Origin of the sequence: Chryseobacterium panacisoli, assembly GCF_008274625.1 — a bacterium.
GTDB classification, from domain to species: domain Bacteria; phylum Bacteroidota; class Bacteroidia; order Flavobacteriales; family Weeksellaceae; genus Chryseobacterium; species Chryseobacterium panacisoli.
In genome coordinates this window covers 182,118-200,388 of record NZ_VTRU01000005.1, presented here as the reverse complement: position 1 = coordinate 200,388, position 18,271 = coordinate 182,118, and the positions used below count along the sequence as shown (strand labels likewise).

General features: G+C 36.6%; 20 protein-coding genes. 10 read left to right on the top strand and 10 right to left on the bottom strand.

The genetic code is table 11. The features are described 5' to 3' along the window. The first annotated feature begins 62 nt into the window (after nt 1-62). Genes chrA through chrI form a run of 3 tightly spaced genes read left to right on the top strand, consistent with a single transcriptional unit; the run spans nt 63 to nt 1,906 of the window. Nucleotides 63-284, top strand: a complete 222-nt coding sequence (gene chrA / locus FW781_RS18345) for an MNIO class RiPP chryseobasin precursor ChrA (protein ID WP_149388739.1) — start codon at nt 63-65, stop codon at nt 282-284. 3 nt (nt 285-287) lie between these two features. Next, a complete protein-coding gene (gene chrH / locus FW781_RS18340) occupies nt 288-1,385 on the top strand; it encodes an MNIO family chryseobactin maturase (RefSeq protein WP_149388738.1) in 1,098 nt (365 codons plus the stop codon). 35 nt (nt 1,386-1,420) lie between these two features. Further along, nucleotides 1,421-1,906, top strand: a complete 486-nt coding sequence (chrI, locus tag FW781_RS18335) for a chryseobasin maturation helper ChrI (protein WP_228720231.1) — start codon at nt 1,421-1,423, stop codon at nt 1,904-1,906. Nucleotides 1,907-2,121: 215 nt separating this feature from the next. On the opposite strand, the gene rpe is transcribed toward chrI, so the two are convergent. Both rpe and chrP read right to left on the bottom strand, forming a co-directional pair. Then, complete coding sequence (gene rpe, locus FW781_RS18330; protein WP_047384422.1) at nt 2,122-2,772, bottom strand: ribulose-phosphate 3-epimerase; 651 nt, start codon at nt 2,770-2,772, stop codon at nt 2,122-2,124. 115 nt (nt 2,773-2,887) lie between these two features. Beyond that, nucleotides 2,888-3,961: a chryseobasin maturation metalloprotease ChrP gene (gene chrP, locus FW781_RS18325; RefSeq protein ID WP_149388736.1), complete on the bottom strand. Its 1,074-nt coding sequence runs from the start codon at nt 3,959-3,961 to the stop codon at nt 2,888-2,890. A 51-nt stretch (nt 3,962-4,012) separates the two neighbouring features. On the opposite strand from chrP, the gene FW781_RS18320 reads away from it, so the two are divergent. Continuing rightward, nucleotides 4,013-4,717 carry a DUF4294 domain-containing protein gene (locus tag FW781_RS18320; RefSeq protein WP_047422668.1) on the top strand — a complete coding sequence of 235 codons (705 nt, stop codon included), beginning with the start codon at nt 4,013-4,015 and terminating at the stop codon, nt 4,715-4,717. A gap of 21 nt (nt 4,718-4,738) precedes the next feature. Here FW781_RS18320 and FW781_RS18315 read toward each other — a convergent pair whose 3' ends face one another. Together FW781_RS18315 and mnmD are read right to left on the bottom strand one after the other, a co-directional pair. Continuing rightward, entirely contained in the window at nt 4,739-5,155 is a 417-nt protein-coding gene (locus tag FW781_RS18315; protein WP_047384430.1) for an NUDIX domain-containing protein, read from the bottom strand. 201 nt (nt 5,156-5,356) lie between these two features. Then, nucleotides 5,357-6,031, bottom strand: coding sequence for a tRNA (5-methylaminomethyl-2-thiouridine)(34)-methyltransferase MnmD (mnmD, locus tag FW781_RS18310; protein ID WP_149388735.1), 675 nt, complete (start codon nt 6,029-6,031; stop codon nt 5,357-5,359). 85 nt (nt 6,032-6,116) lie between these two features. Here mnmD and FW781_RS18305 point away from each other — a divergent pair, with 85 nt between their 5' ends. From FW781_RS18305 to FW781_RS18285, 5 genes are all read left to right on the top strand, one after another. Further along, a complete protein-coding gene (locus FW781_RS18305; protein ID WP_149388734.1) occupies nt 6,117-7,187 on the top strand; it encodes a branched-chain amino acid aminotransferase in 1,071 nt (356 codons plus the stop codon). A 206-nt stretch (nt 7,188-7,393) separates the two neighbouring features. Next, nucleotides 7,394-7,906 carry an FKBP-type peptidyl-prolyl cis-trans isomerase gene (locus FW781_RS18300; RefSeq protein ID WP_149388733.1) on the top strand — a complete coding sequence of 171 codons (513 nt, stop codon included), beginning with the start codon at nt 7,394-7,396 and terminating at the stop codon, nt 7,904-7,906. Between the two features lie 81 nt (nt 7,907-7,987). Beyond that, nucleotides 7,988-9,025 carry a peptidylprolyl isomerase gene (locus FW781_RS18295; RefSeq protein WP_228720241.1) on the top strand — a complete coding sequence of 346 codons (1,038 nt, stop codon included), beginning with the start codon at nt 7,988-7,990 and terminating at the stop codon, nt 9,023-9,025. A 170-nt stretch (nt 9,026-9,195) separates the two neighbouring features. Next, nucleotides 9,196-9,771 (top strand): hypothetical protein, encoded by a 576-nt coding sequence (locus FW781_RS18290; RefSeq protein ID WP_149388732.1) that lies wholly within the window; start codon nt 9,196-9,198, stop codon nt 9,769-9,771. Between the two features lie 155 nt (nt 9,772-9,926). Beyond that, nucleotides 9,927-10,148 carry a hypothetical protein gene (locus FW781_RS18285; protein ID WP_149388731.1) on the top strand — a complete coding sequence of 74 codons (222 nt, stop codon included), beginning with the start codon at nt 9,927-9,929 and terminating at the stop codon, nt 10,146-10,148. Between the two features lie 213 nt (nt 10,149-10,361). Here the strand turns inward: FW781_RS18285 and FW781_RS18280 are convergent, their stop codons facing one another. After that, on the bottom strand, nt 10,362-10,592 hold the full coding sequence (locus FW781_RS18280; RefSeq protein WP_149388730.1) for a hypothetical protein: 231 nt from the start codon (nt 10,590-10,592) through the stop codon (nt 10,362-10,364). Between the two features lie 603 nt (nt 10,593-11,195). Between FW781_RS18280 and FW781_RS18275 the strand changes: the two genes are divergently transcribed. Continuing rightward, nucleotides 11,196-11,714, top strand: a complete 519-nt coding sequence (locus tag FW781_RS18275) for a hypothetical protein (RefSeq protein WP_149388729.1) — start codon at nt 11,196-11,198, stop codon at nt 11,712-11,714. 126 nt (nt 11,715-11,840) lie between these two features. Here FW781_RS18275 and FW781_RS18270 read toward each other — a convergent pair whose 3' ends face one another. The 5 genes from FW781_RS18270 to FW781_RS18250 are packed head-to-tail and all read right to left on the bottom strand — an operon-like array spanning nt 11,841 to nt 18,233. After that, entirely contained in the window at nt 11,841-13,199 is a 1,359-nt protein-coding gene (locus tag FW781_RS18270) for a M20/M25/M40 family metallo-hydrolase (protein ID WP_149388728.1), read from the bottom strand. 2 nt (nt 13,200-13,201) lie between these two features. After that, nucleotides 13,202-14,560: a M20/M25/M40 family metallo-hydrolase gene (locus tag FW781_RS18265; RefSeq protein ID WP_149388727.1), complete on the bottom strand. Its 1,359-nt coding sequence runs from the start codon at nt 14,558-14,560 to the stop codon at nt 13,202-13,204. Between the two features lies 1 nt (nt 14,561). Next, nucleotides 14,562-15,965, bottom strand: a complete 1,404-nt coding sequence (locus FW781_RS18260; protein ID WP_149388726.1) for a M28 family peptidase — start codon at nt 15,963-15,965, stop codon at nt 14,562-14,564. Nucleotides 15,966-16,020: 55 nt separating this feature from the next. After that, complete coding sequence (locus tag FW781_RS18255) at nt 16,021-17,265, bottom strand: DUF1015 domain-containing protein (RefSeq protein WP_149388725.1); 1,245 nt, start codon at nt 17,263-17,265, stop codon at nt 16,021-16,023. A gap of 2 nt (nt 17,266-17,267) precedes the next feature. After that, complete coding sequence (locus FW781_RS18250) at nt 17,268-18,233, bottom strand: D-2-hydroxyacid dehydrogenase (RefSeq protein WP_149388724.1); 966 nt, start codon at nt 18,231-18,233, stop codon at nt 17,268-17,270. Nucleotides 18,234-18,271 lie beyond the last annotated feature (38 nt).

The following is an 18,271-nucleotide window of genomic DNA, read 5'->3' as shown; positions in this document are numbered from 1 at the left end:
CTGAATACATTGGATGGGAAAAATGGAACGTTTATTGTAAATTTTATCTGAAAAAAGCAATTATGAAAATTCCAGCAATATTAATGGCGAGTTTATTAGCAGTAGGAGTTTCTGCACAAAGCACTAAACCTGAAACTAGAACTAAGAAGTCTGTAAAAAAAGTAAAGAAAGCAACAGCCCCCGATACTGTTGAAAAGAAAAAGCCGGGAACACCAAAGCCTATCGTAAAAAAAGATACGCTTGTTCTTCGTGGCCATGGCTGTCCGGCTTGTGGAATGGGATAAAAGATGAAAAAACCGCTGTTAGGAATATCAATGATGGCAGACGCTGATTTTGTATCTGCTGTTTTGCCATTGCTGCAGAGCAACGCTATTGATGTTCTGGAATGGTCCTTTGATACCCTTTATCATACCAATGAACCGGATTGGCTTCGTGATCTGCTGAATTTTTATGCAGAAAATAATCGTTTGATAGGCCATGGTGTTTATTATTCTCTGTTTGATGCAAGATGGACAGAAAGACAGGACAATTGGCTGCAAAAGCTGAAAGAAGAAGTAAGCCTAAGGAAATACAATCATATCACGGAACATTTTGGTTTCATGAATACTGAAAACTTTCACCAGGGCGTGCCACTGCCGGTATCTCTGCATCCCAAAACTTTACAGATAGGAAAAGACAGGCTGTACAGGCTTCAGGAAACGGTAGGTATTCCTGTTGGTATAGAAAATTTAGCGTTTTCATTCTCTGTTGATGATGTTAAAGAACAAGGTTTTTTTCTTGATAAGCTAACGGAGGATACCAATGGGTTCCTGATTCTTGATCTTCATAATATTTATTGTCAATCCTGTAATTTCGGAGTAAAAATGCAGGAAATAATTGATCTGTACCCTTTGGATAAGGTAAAAGAGATTCATCTTTCCGGAGGAAGCTGGCAGGAGACTGTATATGGGAAAAAGCAGGTAAGGAGAGATACTCATGATGATGTTATCCCTGAAGAGATTTTTTCTGTTTTGCCTTCTGTTTTAGCAAAGTGTCAAAATCTGGAATATATTATTATTGAAAGGTTGGGCCATACGCTTAAAACGGAAGAGGACAAAGAAAATTTCCTGAATGACTTCAATAAAGTTAAAACAATAATCGAAGCTTCTGATTGGAAAGGAAGAAAAAAAAACAGCTGGAATAAGGGGCAAATACAGCTTCCGGAGAAACCTGTTGAAGATCTGGCTTTATTTGAAGAACAGTCCAGGCTTACCAGACTTCTTTTTGACAATGTGGAAGCAGCAGTCATCAAAGATCAGGATTTTCATTATTTTAAAACAGAAAACTGGGACCCTGAAATGATTCTTACTGCCCAAAATATTATCAAAAAATGGAATCCTTATTAATTCTGTCCTGATAACCAAAATTAAAATATATGAAAATGACAACACTAGTATTGATCATTACCGCTGTCCTCACTGCTCTGATAGGAGGACTTTTCTATGCTTATTCATGTTCTGTAGTTCTAGGATTGGGAAAACTTTCTGATGTAGAATATCTGAAAGCTATGCAGAACATCAACAGGGAAATTCTGAACCCTGTTTTCTTCATGAGTTTTATGGGAACAGCAGCACTTCTTCCGATATCTGCTTTTTTGTTCCGCGGACATCAGCCTGTTTTTATTTTTCTTCTGTTGGCAGCACTGGCCTATCTGATCGGTGTTTTTGGAGTGACGGTTGCCGGAAATGTTCCGATGAATGATGCGCTGGATAAGTTTGATATTTCCAATTCTACAACGGAAGCAATCAGGCAGATGCGCGCTAATTTTGAAAACAGATGGAATTTTCTGAATAATATAAGAACCGTTTTCTCTGTTATTTCTATCATTTTTGTAGTCTGTGCCTGTATCTGGAATAAAGAGGTGTAAATGGGTGAATAAGTAGAAATACCGAATCTTAGATTCAGTATTTCTACGGATGTATGTGTATGGTTTTATTCAGATATTTGTATTGTTAGTAAGACAAAACAAAGCTTTAACATTTTCAAAATGTTGAGAAAAAATTTATAACCACGAAGACTTCATTTCAAACAAGAGAAAAGGCAGCCATTGGCTGCCTTTTGTTTTTATGATAAAGATAATGATTAAATCTTTAGAAGCTCAATCGTTCTTTCCGGGCTTTCTGTAGAGAAAACAGCATTTCCTGCAACAAGAACATCAGCTCCGGCTTCAAAAAGCTTAGAAGCGTTATCAAGATTCACTCCACCGTCAATTTCAATAAGTGCTGTAGAGTTGTTGCTTAAGATAAGGTCTTTGGTTTCAGCAATCTTTTTGTAAGTATTTTCAATGAATTTCTGTCCTCCAAATCCTGGATTTACACTCATTAACAATACCAGGTCTACATCTGCAATGATGTCTTCAAGCATCAATACCGGAGTGGAAGGGTTTAAAACGACACCTGCTTTTACTCCTTTGCTCTGAATGTGATGAATGGTTCTGTGAAGATGAGTACATGCTTCGTAATGCACAGAAATAAGATCTGCACCATGATTGATGAATTCGTCAACATATTTCTCAGGCTCCACAATCATAAGGTGAACATCTACAAATTTTTTAGCATGTTGCTGAACGGTTTTCATTACCGGAAAACCAAACGAAATGTTAGGTACAAAACGGCCGTCCATTACATCAATGTGGAACCAGTCGGCCTGAGAATTGTTCAGCATTTCAATGTCTCTTTGCAGATTCCCAAAGTCTGCTGATAATAGGGATGGAGCAATAAGCTTCGTTTTCATTTTTACTTTATATTAGATATTTAGAGTCAGGAATCAAGAACCAAAACATGGTTAAACAGGTGTTTATGTACGTATTTTGGTTATCTTGAATCTTGTGTCTGGCATCTTGATTCTATTAATGATATTTCAGTTTCATTTCCGGTTTGATCTTAAGAATAGTTTCATAGATAAGTTTAATTACATTACCTACATCTTCCTTAGACACCATTTCTACCGTAGTATGCATATAACGCAAAGGTAAGGAAATTAAAGCACTTGGTACTCCGCCATTAGAATGGGCAAAAGCGTCAGTATCAGTTCCTGTAGCTCTGCTTGCTGCGGCTCTCTGGAAAGGGATTTTCTTTGTTTTTGCAGTATCAATAATTAATTCCCTGATGGTGTGATGGACGCTTGGAGCGAAGAATACTACTGGCCCGGCACCACATTTCTGATCTCCTTCTTTTTTCTTTTCAATCATCGGAGTGGTAGTGTCGTGGGTAACATCTGTTACAATGGCAATATTTGGTTTGATGGTATCAGCAATCATGTCTGCCCCATATAAACCTACTTCTTCCTGTACGGAATTGGTAATATAAAGCCCGAAAGGAATAGATTTTTTATTTTCTTTTAAAAGTCTCGCTACTTCAGCAATCATGAAACCACCGATTCTGTTGTCCAGTGCTCTGCAGACAAAATATCTGTCGTTCATTTCAAAGAACTCATCCGGATAAGTAATCATACATCCTACAAAAATTCCCATTTCTTCCACTTCCTTTTTAGAAGTAGCACCACAGTCGATGAAGATGTTTTCGATTTTGGGAGTTGGTTCATTCTGATTTGTTCTCGTATGAATAGCCGGCCATCCGAATACTCCTTTTACAATTCCGTTTTCTCCGTGAATGTGAACCACTTTTGAAGGGGCAATCGTTTGGTCAGAACCTCCGTTTCTGATGACATAGATTAATCCGTCATCCGTAATATAATTGACGTACCATGAAATTTCATCAGCATGTGCTTCAATCACTACTTTAAATTCAGCTTCCGGATTGATGATTCCATAGCAGGTTCCATAATGGTCTACTTCTATTTTGTCAACATAGGGTCTGATATAGTCCATCCAGACTTCTTGTCCCTTATGTTCATAACCTGTTGGAGATGATGTATTTAAATATTTCTCTAAAAATTTCAAAGATTTCTTTTCAAATTTCATAAAAAGGAATGATTTTTGCGTTTAATTTTTGTTGTTATAAGTGTAAAAATAATGAATTTTAGTAAGATTATCTGCCTTTTTATTTTCTTTTTTGGAGTCAGTGTTTTTGGCCAAAAGGATGGTGTAGTGGCAAAACCACTCAATCAATATCCAGCTGAATCCTTGAAAACGGATGAGTTTGGCAATAAATATTATTATGACGAGCAGCAAAAAGTCAAGATTTATGAAATCAACGGAGAGCCTGTAGTTGTATTAGATGAGTTGGTTTTGGTTAATAAACCAAGATTTAATAATCAACTTGATAAAAATTACTATTATTTTCTGAATAAAAAGCTGTACAGGGTATATCCGTTATTTGTTACTGCATTACAGCAGTACAGAGATATCCAGAAAGATATGAATGATATGGATAGCAAGGCTAAAAGAAAATTTGTAAGAGAAAGACAGAATATGCTGGCAGATCAGTATGAAAAACAACTGAGAGATCTTACAACAACTGAAGGGCAGGTTTTTGCAAAGCTGATGAACAGGGCTACTGGAAAAAATGTCTATGAAATTATCAAAGAACTGAGAGGTGGATGGAGCGCTTTCTGGTGGAATGTAAAAGGAAAAATGGCCGATATTGATCTGAAAGAACAATACGATCCACACAAGAACAGAACTGATGAATTTGTAGAGTCATTGCTTCAATCCAATTGGAATTCAGGGTATCTGCAGCCTTACCCGGGAGCAAGTGATTTTAAAGTCAAAAAATAATATAAATTCCTGTAAGTATTCTTACAGGAATTTTTCTTTTAATTTATCGAATACAATCTTATCTATAGGAAGTGGGAAAGGATTGTCCGGTCTGTCTATATCAATCCACTCTGTTTTTTCGATGCAGGGATCCATGATAATAAAATCCTCTTCATTCACTATATCCACTATATAATATATGGTAAGAAGCTGTTCGTTTTCTTTGAAGCGGGAAACCAGAAAGTTTTCCTGAGTATAGAAATGTTCCAGAACATTGATCTGTACATTCAGTTCTTCATCAAACTCACGATGCAGGCATTCCAGTACTCCTTCACCATATTCCAATCCGCCACCCGGAAATTTCATTAAAGGTTCGCCGGCATATTCTTCAAATAAAGTAAGGACTTGTTTGTCTTTTACCGCACATGCATACACTCTAATGTTGATCTTATCTATCATATATATAATGTATAATATTTGTATAGCTAATGTAAGGAATTTTGTTGAAAAAAGCTGGAAGTTGGAAGCGCGAAGCCGGAAGTTTAATACAATCTATTTTTTAATAATATTGAATCAACGTATCTTTATATATTAGTTATTATTTTAAAATAAAAAATCAATATTAATAAAACAGTTGGTTGTAAACATCCAGCTTCCATTCTATAATTTAATTGCATTAATCATCTCTCTCTTTCCCGGAGGTCCCTGTTTTTTTTCTACCTGGAAATTCAGTTCCTGAAGAATTCTTCTTACACTGCCTTTAGAAGAGTAGGTGGTTAATAATCCGTTAATGGCCATTTTGTCAGAAACCAGTTCAAATAGTGGCTTTTCCCAAAGATCGGGCTGTACTCTGGCACCGAAACAATCGAAATAAACAAGATTGATTTTAGGCAAATCAATGTCTTTCAGGTCAAAAAAATCACATTCTATCTTTTTTAAGTTGAATCCACTAATGATTTCTACTGACTTTTCCCAATCTGCCAGATGAATTTTCTGATAAATATTTTTAAACTCAAGGTTGTCAAAATGTTCAAAATAAGCCAAATCCTTAACTTCGGATTCATTTATGGGGTATTTTTCAAGCGAAAAATAATTGATGACATGATTTTTGTCAGTTTTTAAATATTCATTAATTGTTACTAAAACATTCAAACCTGTTCCAAAACCGAGTTCTAAAATATTAATTTCGCAATCATTTATTAAATTCAGTCCATTTTTAATAAACACATGTTCGGCTTCCTGAAGTGCTCCGTGATGAGAATGGTAGTTTTCGTTTAATTCATTGATAAACAGCGTTTTACTACCATCATTTGTGGTCTTAATCTCTCTTTTCAAGCTATTTTTTTGTCAAATTTACTCTAAAATTTTTATATTTAGAAAATTATGTTAAATTTGTAGAACATCGTAAAAATTTTAAAAAATGATAATTCAAAAAACTGAAAACTCCAGAATTTCTACATTTGACCCTAACGATTTTTCATTTGGTGGTACTTTCATAGATCATATGATTATATGTGAGTATGAAGATGGGAAATGGGGTGATGTAAAATTAGTTCCTTACGGTCCGATTCCTTTTACACCTGCCATGATGGGAGTAAACTATGGACAAGCTTGTTTTGAAGGTATGAAAGCCTATAAAGACAAAGACGGGCAGGTTTTCCTTTTCAGGCCTGAAAAGAATTTTGAACGTATCAATAAGTCAGCAAAGCGTCTTGCTATGCCTGAAGTGACTGAAGAAATGTTTTTGGACGGATTAAAAGCATTGGTAGATATGGATAGAGAGTGGATTCCACAGGGGGAAGGAATGTCTCTTTATATCAGACCATTGATTTTTGCTACAGAGGAAGCTTTGAAAGCAAGAGTATCTAATAAATATATGTTTGCAATCGTTGCTACACCAGCGAAGAGTTACTATTCTGAGCCGGTATCTGTAAAGATTTCTGATCACTATTCAAGAGCTGCAAACGGAGGAGTAGGTTCTGCTAAAGCTGCAGGTAACTATGCTGCTTCTTTCTATCCTACGCAATTGGCGATCGAAGAAGGATATGAGCAAATCATCTGGACAGATGATGCTACTCACGAATATTTTGAAGAGAGTGGTACAATGAATGTATTTGTAAGAATTAACGATACTATTTATACACCTCCAACGTCTGAGAAAATCCTTGACGGAGTAACAAGAGACAGCTTCATCCAGCTGGCTAAGAAAAGAGGCATTGAAGTAAAAGTAGAGCCAATTCCTGTGAAAACAGTGATTGAAGCGTTGAAGAACGGTTCTCTTAAAGAAGTATGGGGGGTAGGTACAGCAGTGGTGACCACTCAGTTCCAGGCTTTAGGATATGAAGGGGAAAAACTTGAACTTCCAAGACTGTCTGATGAAGAAAGCTTTGCTGCTATTCTTAAGAAAGACCTGGTAGACCTGCAGAATAACCTTTCCGAAGATCCTTTCGGATGGAGAGTTGTAGTAGATCATGCTTTAGAAACAGTTTAATATTTTTTTAAATAAACTATATAAAAGTCGGGTTTTTCCCGGCTTTTTTTGTATTTATGTATTCGTGTAAAATGTATGAATCACTTTTAATCAGAGATTCAGTCAGCTGTTTTGTTTTATTAGCAGATTGATGCATTCTTACATTCGCATATTTCCGGGTCAAGTTTTGTAATTGATTCGCGAAATGTGTATTTTCGCAAAAGTTTATGAAAAAAATACTCTTCATATCAGCCATAAGCCTGTTGAGCTGCAACAGAAATACACAGACGGCCCATCCTCCGGTAGGCGGTGTTTTAAGCCAAAAAGATCTGGATGTTTCTAAAAACAGGATGAAAAATCTGAATACCATAGAACGAGGCCAGATTCAGGATTGGATCAATGGCCAGTCTGTGAAGTTTTATCCTACGCAGCTTAATTACTGGGTGACGGCTGAAGGCTATGATCGGAGAGAAAGAAGGAAAGATGAAACTTTGATTTCTTATTCTTATGATCTGTATGATTTTGATCAGACTAAAATCTACGACCAGTCTTTTGAAAGGAGAGATGCCAGATTCGGGCACTTTGATGAACTGAGGGCAGTGGAAAACGCTCTGCGTTTTATACATGACGGAGAGGAAGTAACGCTTTTGGTGCCGTCTTCTTTGGCTTACGGGACTTTCGGAGACGAAAAGAAAATAGATAACGACATTCCATTAATCATAAAATTAAAAGCTCTATAATACATGAAATTGTTTAACAAGAATATAATTCTGGCAGCGGCAAGTATCTCGCTGATGAGTTGTACCCCAATTTATAAAAAAATGAACGTAGACAAAGAAACTTACGAAGGTCTTAATGACGGGCTTTATGCCAATCTTCAAACCACAAAAGGTAATTTGATTGTAAAGTTTGAAGACAAGAAAGCACCAGTAACTGTAGCCAACTTTATTGGTCTTGCAGAAGGGAAAATCGACAACAAAGCTAAGGCTAAGGGAGTTCCTTATTATGACGGAACTATTTTCCACAGAGTAATCAAAGATTTCATGATCCAAGGGGGAGATCCTAAAGGAACTGGAGCGGGTGATCCGGGATATAAATTCGAGGACGAAAGAAACGACCTTAAACATACAGGAAAAGGTATTCTTTCTATGGCAAACTCAGGACCTAATACAAATGGTTCTCAGTTTTTCATCACTGAAGTAGCTACACCTTGGTTAGACGGAAAACACACCATCTTCGGAAAAGTAGTAAAAGGTAACGATGTAATCGATGCTATTGCTAACGTTGAAAAAGGAGCTCAGGATAAGCCTAAAACAGATATCGTTTTAGAAAAAGTTTCTGTTTTCAGCAAAGGTGATGAGTACAAGCACTACGATGCAGCTAAGACTTTCAGCGAAGGAAAAGCTAAGATCGCAGAAAACAATAAGGCTTGTTTAGCTAAAGAAGAAGCTGAAAAGAAAAAAAGAGAAGAAGAATTCAAAGCTAACCAGGAGAAATTAGTTGAAAACCTAAAAGCTGGTATGCAGAAAACTGAATCAGGTCTTTACTATAAAATCACAAAAACAGCTGACGGTAAAGCTCCGAAAGCAGGTGATAACGTATCTGTACATTATGCAGGTAAACTGGTAGACGGAACTGAGTTCGATTCTTCATTCAAAAGAAATGAACCAATCGAAATTCCAATCGGAATGGGAAGAGTAATCAAAGGATGGGATGAAGGTATCCTGTTGTTGAAAGAAGGTGAAACTGCTACATTATTGATCCCGCCGGCAATGGCTTACGGAGAAAGAGGAGCAGGAGGGGTGATCCCGCCAAACTCTTGGTTGGTTTTCGATGTTGAGCTTGTAAAAGTAAAATAATTGAATTTTTAAAATATTCTCAAAAAGCCGTCCGCAAGGATGGCTTTTTTTATGGTACTCATTATATTTTGTAACGATCCACATAAAGGTTGCGACACATTTTAATATCCGGAAAGTTTTATCATTTTCTGGTAAAAAGTAATTCTGAAATTTGTAACACCCATTAAATAATGAAAACCAAATCACTTCTGTTTCTGTTCGTTCTGCTGTCGTTGATGGCTTTTTCGCAGACTAAGGTAAATCCTGACGATGCACCGATAAAAAAATCACTTACTTATTTTGTAAACAGCATTAAATCTAAACAGATAGATCAGGCAGTAAACTGTATATATCCAAAATTCTTCACCATAGTTTCAAAAGAGCAGATGACGCAGATTTTGAATATGACTTATAATAATCCATTCATGAAAATTGAAGTACAGGATTTGAAGTTTGGAAATATTGAAAAACCTGAACTCATTACTGGTGAATATTTTTCTATTACTCATTATTTTTTGAAACTGAAATGTAATGTCAGCTCATTAAATGATGAGATGAAAAAGAAAATGAACAGCGCTTTAACTGCCAAATATGGTGCAAATAATGTAAAATATTTAGCCAACGAAGGTTCATATCTCATCAATGCTAGTATGAAAGCCTGTGCTGTTTCAAAAGATAAAAAGTCATGGAAATTTGTGATTCTTGAAAAAGAATATAAAAAAGAACTGGTGAAAATCTTACCAAAGAAAATTCTGGATAAATTTTAAAGAGTTAAGCAGTAGGCATCGGATTTTGTATTAAAATAATGCCGTTTTGAAAATGGCGGTTTTTTGTTTCCTGTAAATACCGTAAAAATACGGATTTCGGTAAAGGGTTATTACTTCTATCTTTACCCATCACTTATAAGAAACAAAATAGAAATATGTTTGATCTGAATTACGACCTCATAAAAAAAGAAATTGAGGCAGAAATGTGTGAAGAACACGGTCTGCATCCGGAATTGATTAAAACAGATGAAGGCTTCGGAATAAAAGCCTGTTGTGAACCTTTCAGAGAAAAGATGGTTGAAAAATCCGGAAATATGATCGAAGAAGAAATCAAAAAGATCCTTGATGAAATGATGAAGGATCTCTTTAAAGAATAAGTTTTTACGATGTTAAGATAACTTTGTTGTTATCGCAGAGCTGCTCCGGAGGGAGTGGCTTTTTTGTTGGAAAGATTGTGTTTATTAAATTATTAATTAAAGTAGATATAAGAAGTCTGAGTTTTAATGGTTGTATAGTTTAATTATACAAGTAAAAAACCGCCCCAAAACAGGACGGTTTTTTCAGTAAAAATTAATTGAAAGTTATATTTATTATCTTTTCTTCATACTGGTTCCGGTTAGAGAACTGATGAATACAAGGCCAAAGCCGATATAAGCGGCAAACGCCGTAAGATATATAATTAAGCTGTTAAAGCTTGGTTTTAAGGCGTATACCAATACAGAAAATGCAGCAAAACTTAGTACCAGCAATAGGCTCCATATATTCAACTTTGCAGCATCTTCATTTCTCTTAAAAATCATTTCAAAAAAGGCTCTCATCATTACTTACATTTTAAGGGTTATACAATTAAATTAAAAAATAAAGGCGTACTCATCGCGGTAAAAAGAATAAATTCCTTTACTGGGCTAAGGTTCGTGATGACTTTGCCGTTTATCTATATCGTAATACCGGGCCTAAAAGTCCGGGATATTTTTGTTTTTTTTTGAATCAATAAATGATTCTGGTTATTGATGATACCAGTGAGATACGGGGTGCAAAGATGCTGTGAAAAATCAACGGGGGTTAATTAATCACGAGCCCGTATCTGTTACGGCATCGTAGAAAAAAAAGGATTCATATACTAGATATGAATTTGAATCAGTGGAAAAACTGAAAATCCACAGAAAACCTTTTTTCTCATCCTTAGTGTTTTTTTAATTTTTTCTCAATATTTTACACGCCAATATCATGCCAAAATACAAGTTTCGCGATTAACACTTTGTTTCACGGGGCTGCTGAAGCTCCTTTCTGAAACGTATTTTTATCTGTTATTTCCTTAAACGTAGAAAAAATTTCTGTTTTTAAAGGTGAGTTATCTGAAGTATAGAAAATATTACGGTGCAATTATTTTTTATATATTTAAAATCCTTTAGAATAGTTTAGAAATGAATCGGGAAAATTTAAAAGAGAGCATCAACATCTGTATAACAAATCTTTTTCAGCTGGTGAAAATCAATTGCCGGAATTCCGTTTCTCCCAACTTATTTTTTATTCTTTCTGATTGTAATGAATTTGAAAGCTCAAATGCCAGTGAACAGCGAGTTTTCCGGCATAGAATAAATAATTCAAAAACACTACTTACTTTAGATGCAGTACTGGATGTTTTACAAAAAGAGTTTGATGATCTTTATGATGTCACTCTGTATGTTTTCCGGGCAACTAGAAGAGAAACTATTATAGAAATTCAATATTACAGAAAATCAAATTTTGATGCCGATTACTTTTCTGTAGTAAAAGATAATCTACCGAGATTCCACTCGAAAATTGCAATGCCTGTGTATGCATGGGAAGAAGAGAAATTTGATGTCAATTGGGAATCGGGAGGTGGAATGCATCATATGTGGAAAACTTTTTTATGGAGAAATTTTCTATACAGACGTAGAATTAAAAATCTCAAAAGATAATTTTTAGGGTAAGAAATTAGCCATTGGAAAATATTTGTAAAATTAACGGGCTTCAGCCCGTTCCTATTGAAATAATGAGATATTGTATGGGAAAACAAAAACCGCCAATAGAGGCGGTTTCATATTTTACCAGTTTTTATCAATCATATAAATAATCTGTGTCAAAGCGGTGGCGCCTAATAAAAGCTCCCTTCTGTTCACTTTTTCAAAAGTATCTTCTTCCGTATGGTGAATGTCGAAATAGCGCTGAGAATCCGGCATTAATTCAGCGGCAGGAATTCCCATGTCATGAAGAGGATAAAGGTCTGTTCCGGAAAACCTTTCCTCAAAATTATAAACTCCGTAAGGAAGGAACAGATTTGACCAGCCTTTGATCTGATTTCTTTTGGCATCATCCATATCCAGGGCAATTCCTCTTGGTGCAAAACCTCCGGCATCGGTTTCTATAGCGAAAAGATGTTTTTCATTCTTTTCTTTTACCGTTTTACCATACTGTATCCCGCCTTTTACTCCGTTTTCTTCATTGGCAAAGCAGACCACCCTGATGGTATGGTTATTTTGTAGTCCTAACTTTTTAAAGGTTCTCAGAACCTCAATACTTTGCACAATTCCGGCTCCGTCGTCATGGGCACCTTCACCTACATCCCAGGAATCAAGGTGTCCGCCGACAACAATAACGCTCTGGTCTTTTTTTCCGGTGATTTCCCCAATTACAGAATGGGAGAGCTTTTCACCTTTCATTCCGCAGTTAGAATTAAGTTTAGCAGTAATTTTCTGGCTTTTCAGTAAAGCTTCCAGTTCATCTGCTGTAGTGCTTCCGATAGCTACGGCAGGTATTTTGGAGACTTTATCTTCATAGCGCATGGCTCCCGTGTGAGGCACATCATCAAAAGCTGATGACAGTGATCTGACGATGGCAAACTTACCTCCTTTTTTAGCCGTTAATGAAGCTGCCGTCGTTCTGTATTTTGCAGCATCACCATATGCTTTGAAGGTTTCTACAAACGACTGGCTGAAAGGGTAGTTGAAGAATACAATCTTATCTTTCACCTTTTCAGCCGGAAGTTTGTCATATTCTTCCATAGATTTTACCATGATAATTTCTCCTGAAATATCTTTTCCTCCGGTTCCTTCAGAATTTCCAAGGGAAAGCATTTTAAGACTTTTCCATTTTCCGTTAGCAGCCTGTATGTGCAGGGATTCTTTTCCTCTTTCCCATACCGGGATCATAACTTCCTGTAGCCATACTTTATCAGCGCCGGCATCACGGAGTTTCTGTTCTGCCCATTTTACTGACTTTTCGTAAGCTTCAGATCCGCTTAAACGATGTCCGATATTTTTTGTAAGCTCTCTCAGCTCAGTATATCCTTTTCCGTTGTTCAGAATTTCCGTAGAGATTTTTCTGAACTGAATAGAATCGTCTTTAGACTGTCCAAAAACAGCCATTCCAACAAGTAATAATGTAGTTCCTACTATCTTTTTCATAGTTACCAATTTTTATCAATCATATAAATAAGTTGTGTCATTACCGCAGAACCAAGTAACAGTTCTCTCCGGTTGACTTTTTCAAAAGTGTCTTCTGCCGTGTGGTGAATGTCAAAATAACGCTGCGGATCTGGTACCAGTTCAGCAGTGGGAACTCCCATTTCATGAAGCGGAGCAATATCCGATCCGGAATATTTACCCTCAAAATTATAAACTCCATAAGGTAAGAACAAATTGATCCAGCTTTTAATCTGGTTTCTTTGAGGATCGTCCATCTCCAGGGAAATTCCCCGTGGTGAAAAACCTCCGGCATCCGTTTCTATAGCAAAAAGGTGTTTTTCGTTGTTTTCTTTAACAATCTTGCCATATTGTTTTCCACCTTTTGTTCCGTTTTCTTCGTTGGCAAAACAGACAGCGCGGATGGTATGGTTATTTTGTATTCCTAATTTTTTAAATGTCCTTAAGACCTCGATGCTTTGTACAATTCCGGCTCCGTCATCATGAGCGCCTTCACCTACATCCCAGGAATCAAGGTGTCCGCCGACAACAATAACACTTTGGTCTTTTTTACCAGTGATTTCCCCAATTACAGAGTGGGAGAGCTTTTCACCTTTCATTCCGCAGTTGGAATTAAGTCTGGCTGTTACTTTCTGATTTTTCAACAGGGTTTCCAGCTCATCAGCAGAAGTATTTCCGATGGTAATGGCCGGTATTTTTGAAACGTTTTCATCATAGCGCATATTGCCGGTGTGAGGCACATCATCAAAAGCGGAAGAAAGTGACCGGATGATGGCAAATTTTCCTCCTTTTTTAGCTGTCAATGAAGCTGCAGTTCTTCTGTAGGGGCTTGCATCACGATAAGAAATGAAAGTCTGTACATTTCCCTGATCAAAAGGATAGTTGAAAAATACAATCTTATCTTTTACCTTTTCTGCGGGAAGTTTATCATATTCTTCCAGTGATTTTACCATAATAATATCACCTGAGATGTCCTTTCCGTTTGTCCCTTCGGAATTTCCGAGGGAAAGCATTTTAATACTTTTCCATTTTCCGTTTGAAGTCTGGATGTGTAGAGATTCTTTTCCTCTTACCCATACCGGAATCATGACTTCCTGAAGCCAGACTTTATCGGCTCCGGCATCACGGAGTTTCTGTGCAGCCCATTGTACTGATTTTTCATAAGCTTCAGAACCGCTTAAACGGTTGCCTATCGTTTTGGTAAGCTCTCTCAGTTCATTGTACCCTTTGCCATTGTTCAGGATTTCTGTGGAGATCTTTTTAAATTGGATAGAATCTTCCTTAGTCTGGCCAAAAACAGCCATTCCAAAAAGCAATAATGAAGTACCTAATATCTTTTTCATATTACCAGTTTTTATCAACCATAAAAATCATTTGTGTGATTGCGACTGCTCCAAGAAGAAGCTCTCTTTTATTTACTTTATCAAAAGTATCTTGTTCAGAATGGTGGTAATCAAAATACCTTTGTGTATCAACTACCAGCTCTGCTAAGGGAATATCAAGTTTTTTTAAGGGTGAAATGTCCTGAATTGCCTCAGTTTGGTCGAAATCATAAACCCCATAAGGAAGAAAATATTCTTTCCAAGGGTAAATCAGTCTTCTTCTCTGAGGTGACATATCCAGAGAAAATCCTCGTGGAGAATACCCTCCGGCATCTGTCCCTAAGGCAAAAACGTGTTTTTCATCTCTCTTTTTCACGAAAGCAGCATACATCTCACGGCCCTGGCCTCCGTTTTCACTGTTGGCATAGAGAACAACGCGGATGGTGTGGTTATTTTCATATCCGAGTGCCTTCAGTGTTCTTAAAACTTCGATACACTGAACAACACCTGTTCCATCATCAATTGCTCCTTCACCAAAATCCCACGAATCAAGCTGAGCACCTAAAACAATTACTTTGGAATCTTTTTTACCCTGAATTTCAGCAATAATATTGGGATTAGTAGTATCACCCTTTGATTCGGCAGTCATATTGATTTTAGCAGTGACTTTTTGCTTTTTTAATGTTTTTTCCAACTCATCTGCGGATCTTACTCCAATGGATAAAGCCGGAATTTTAACTTTATCATCTGGTTCATAGTAAATCATTTTGGCATGTGGAGTATCATCATTAGCTGTTGTAAGTGATCTTATAATTAATGCTTTTGCGCCTGTTTTAGCAATGATAGAAGCGGAAATCAATTTTGATTTTGCAGTCTGTAAATAGGAATCGCTTGTATTGATGATTTTCGGGTCCATAGGAACATTCACGAAAACGATCTTGTCTTTTAACTGGCCTATTGACATTGCGTTAAGCTCTGATGTGGTGTTAATTAAAACAATTTCACCTGTAAGGTCTTTTCCGCCCGTTCCTTCAGAGTTTCCGAAAGAAAGCATTCTGATATTCTTCCAGTCTCCGTTTCCGGCCTTGATCTGTAGAGATTCTTTTCCTCTGATCCATACTGGTGCTTTGGCTTCCTGCCTCCAGATCATGTCAATACCAATTTCCTTGAACTTTTTTTCTGCCCATTCTACTGCTTTTGTATAACCTGGAGTTGCACTGAAACGCGATCCGATTCCTTTCGTAAGTTCTCCAAGATTATCATAAGCCTTACCATTGGTCATGATTTCATCTGAAATTTTTCTGAACTCATCATGATAATTGAATTTGGCAAGCGTTGTTTTTTTTGCCGGATTTTTTTGTGGCTTTTTTTGAGAAAATAAAAATCCACTCAAAAAGAGTGGAAGTATAATGAATATTTTTTTCATTTTTTATTTACCTTTCTTTTTCCTTTGATAAAAGTAGGGAAAAAATGGGAATTTATTAAGGTTTCATATCATACATTACCAGCGCTGTAATCAATTTTGGCTCAATAAATGTACATTTTGGAGGCATGCTTAATTTTAAATCCGAAATTTTGATCATGTCATTAAAACTTACAGGATAAATTCCGAAACCAACTTTACCTTCACCACTGTCTACTTTTTCTTTTAAAAGATTGATTCCGTTGATGTTGGATGTTCCTTTTACATAAGAAATAAGTTCTGAGCTGTCTGGATCTTCAATTTTCAGGATATTTTTGAAAATATACTTGTCAATAAGGTGGTGGTCCAGATTATCCAGAGACATTTCCTTGGAACGGAGATCGTGCTTCACATGAAGAGAATAGAACTTCCCGTCCATATACATTGAAATGTGGAATTTCTGAGAAGGGTAATAGGAGGTTTCTCCTTTTTCGTGAATAAGAAAATAGTGTTCAAGTTCTTTCAGGAAAGTTTCCGGAGACATACCGTTCAAATCGTGTAAAATCCTGTTATAATCATGAATTTTAATAGATTGATTGGAAACAATAAAACTGTAGACAAAGTTGTAAAGCTCTGTACCATTATGTTTTTTGTTTTTCTCTTTATGATATTTGGCATTTATTGCTGTAGAACCAATTCTGTGGTGTCCGTCAGCAATATAAAATGAATCAATCTGATCAATCACTTCTTTAAACTGCTGCAGCTTCAGACGGTTGTCTATTCTCCAGATTTTATGTCTGATACCGATGGTATCTATATGGTTGAAGATAGGAACATTCTTTTCCTCATGATTCATCAGCAGCTCAATTTTTGAGTTGGCTGGATAGGTAAGCAGTACAGGTTCTGCCTGCAGGTTTACTTTTTCAAGGTAATGAGCCAGTTTTTCTTTTTTCTGAGGAATGGTACTTTCATGTCTTTTGATTTTTCCATTCCAGAAATCTTCAATACTAGCTAATCCCAGAAGTCCCCTGAATACCTGTTTATTGGGATAGATCTGCTCATAAAGATAGTAGGCTGAATTGTCCTGGACCAATTTCTTTTCGTCCAGAAGTTCTTCAAATGTAGAACGGATCTTTCGCAGATTCCGGTCAATATCTTTAGATTTACTTACAACATAAGGTTTAATCATATTGATGTAAGTATTTTCAACTTGAGCTTTCTCTGCAATCTCCTCCTGGGTAAAATTATCCAGTGGATGGGTAGGGAAAGTGCTCTCGAAGTCTCTATGAGGTCTTATTCCACGGAAAGGTTTAAAAACAGGCATATTTATCTTATAGTTTCTTTTTGTAGCTTAATAATTTGTTCTGCAAGTTCGATACCGATTTTTTCCTGAGCATCTACTGTATTTCCTCCAACATGCGGAGAAAGAGATAGGGCAGGGTTCATCAGTAAAGGCAACTCCGGGCTCGGTTCGTTTTCAAAAACGTCCAATGCAGCTCCGGCTACTTTTCCTGACTCGATAAAATCAATCAGTGTCACTTCATTGATGACACCTCCTCTTGCAGTATTCACAATATAGACTCCATCTTTCATTTTTTCAAACTGAGGGGTGTCTATAATATATTCATTCGTTTTCGGCGTATTGATACTGATGAAATCTGCATCTTTCAGGAATGCATCCATATCATTGGTGGACGTGATTTCAAAATTGACAGACTGCCCGTTGAAAAAGTTCAGGGTAAGAACTTCTGTTTTAGGGCTTCTTGTCAGAACAGTTACTTTCATTCCTAAAGCAATTCCTATTTTCAGGACTTCCTGACCAATACTTCCAAAGCCGATTACTCCTAATGTTTTCCCTGAAAGTTCATAGGCATTGCTGAATGACTTTTTCATAGCGCTGAAATGAGTATCTCCTTCCAGAGGCATCAGTCTGTTGGATTCGTGAAGGAATCTTGCCAGTGAAATGAAATGTCCGAAAACTAATTCTGCCACCGATTTTGAAGATGCTGTAGGGGTATTGATTACTTTAATCCCCTTACTTTTGGCATATTCCACATCAATGTTGTCCATCCCGATACCGCCTCTTCCAATGATTTTAAGGCCGGGACATGCATCAATCAGCTCCTGTCTCACTTTCGTTACACTTCTTACAAGAAGGACGTCCACGTTATTATCGTTGATAAAATTAATAACGTGATCCTGGGCGACTCTATTGTCCAGAATTTCAATTCCGGCTTCTTTTAAAGCGTTTTCTCCTGCTTTTGAGATTCCATCGTTTGCTAAAACTTTCATGAGTTATTTTGATTTAAAGATTGAAAAATATAAATATT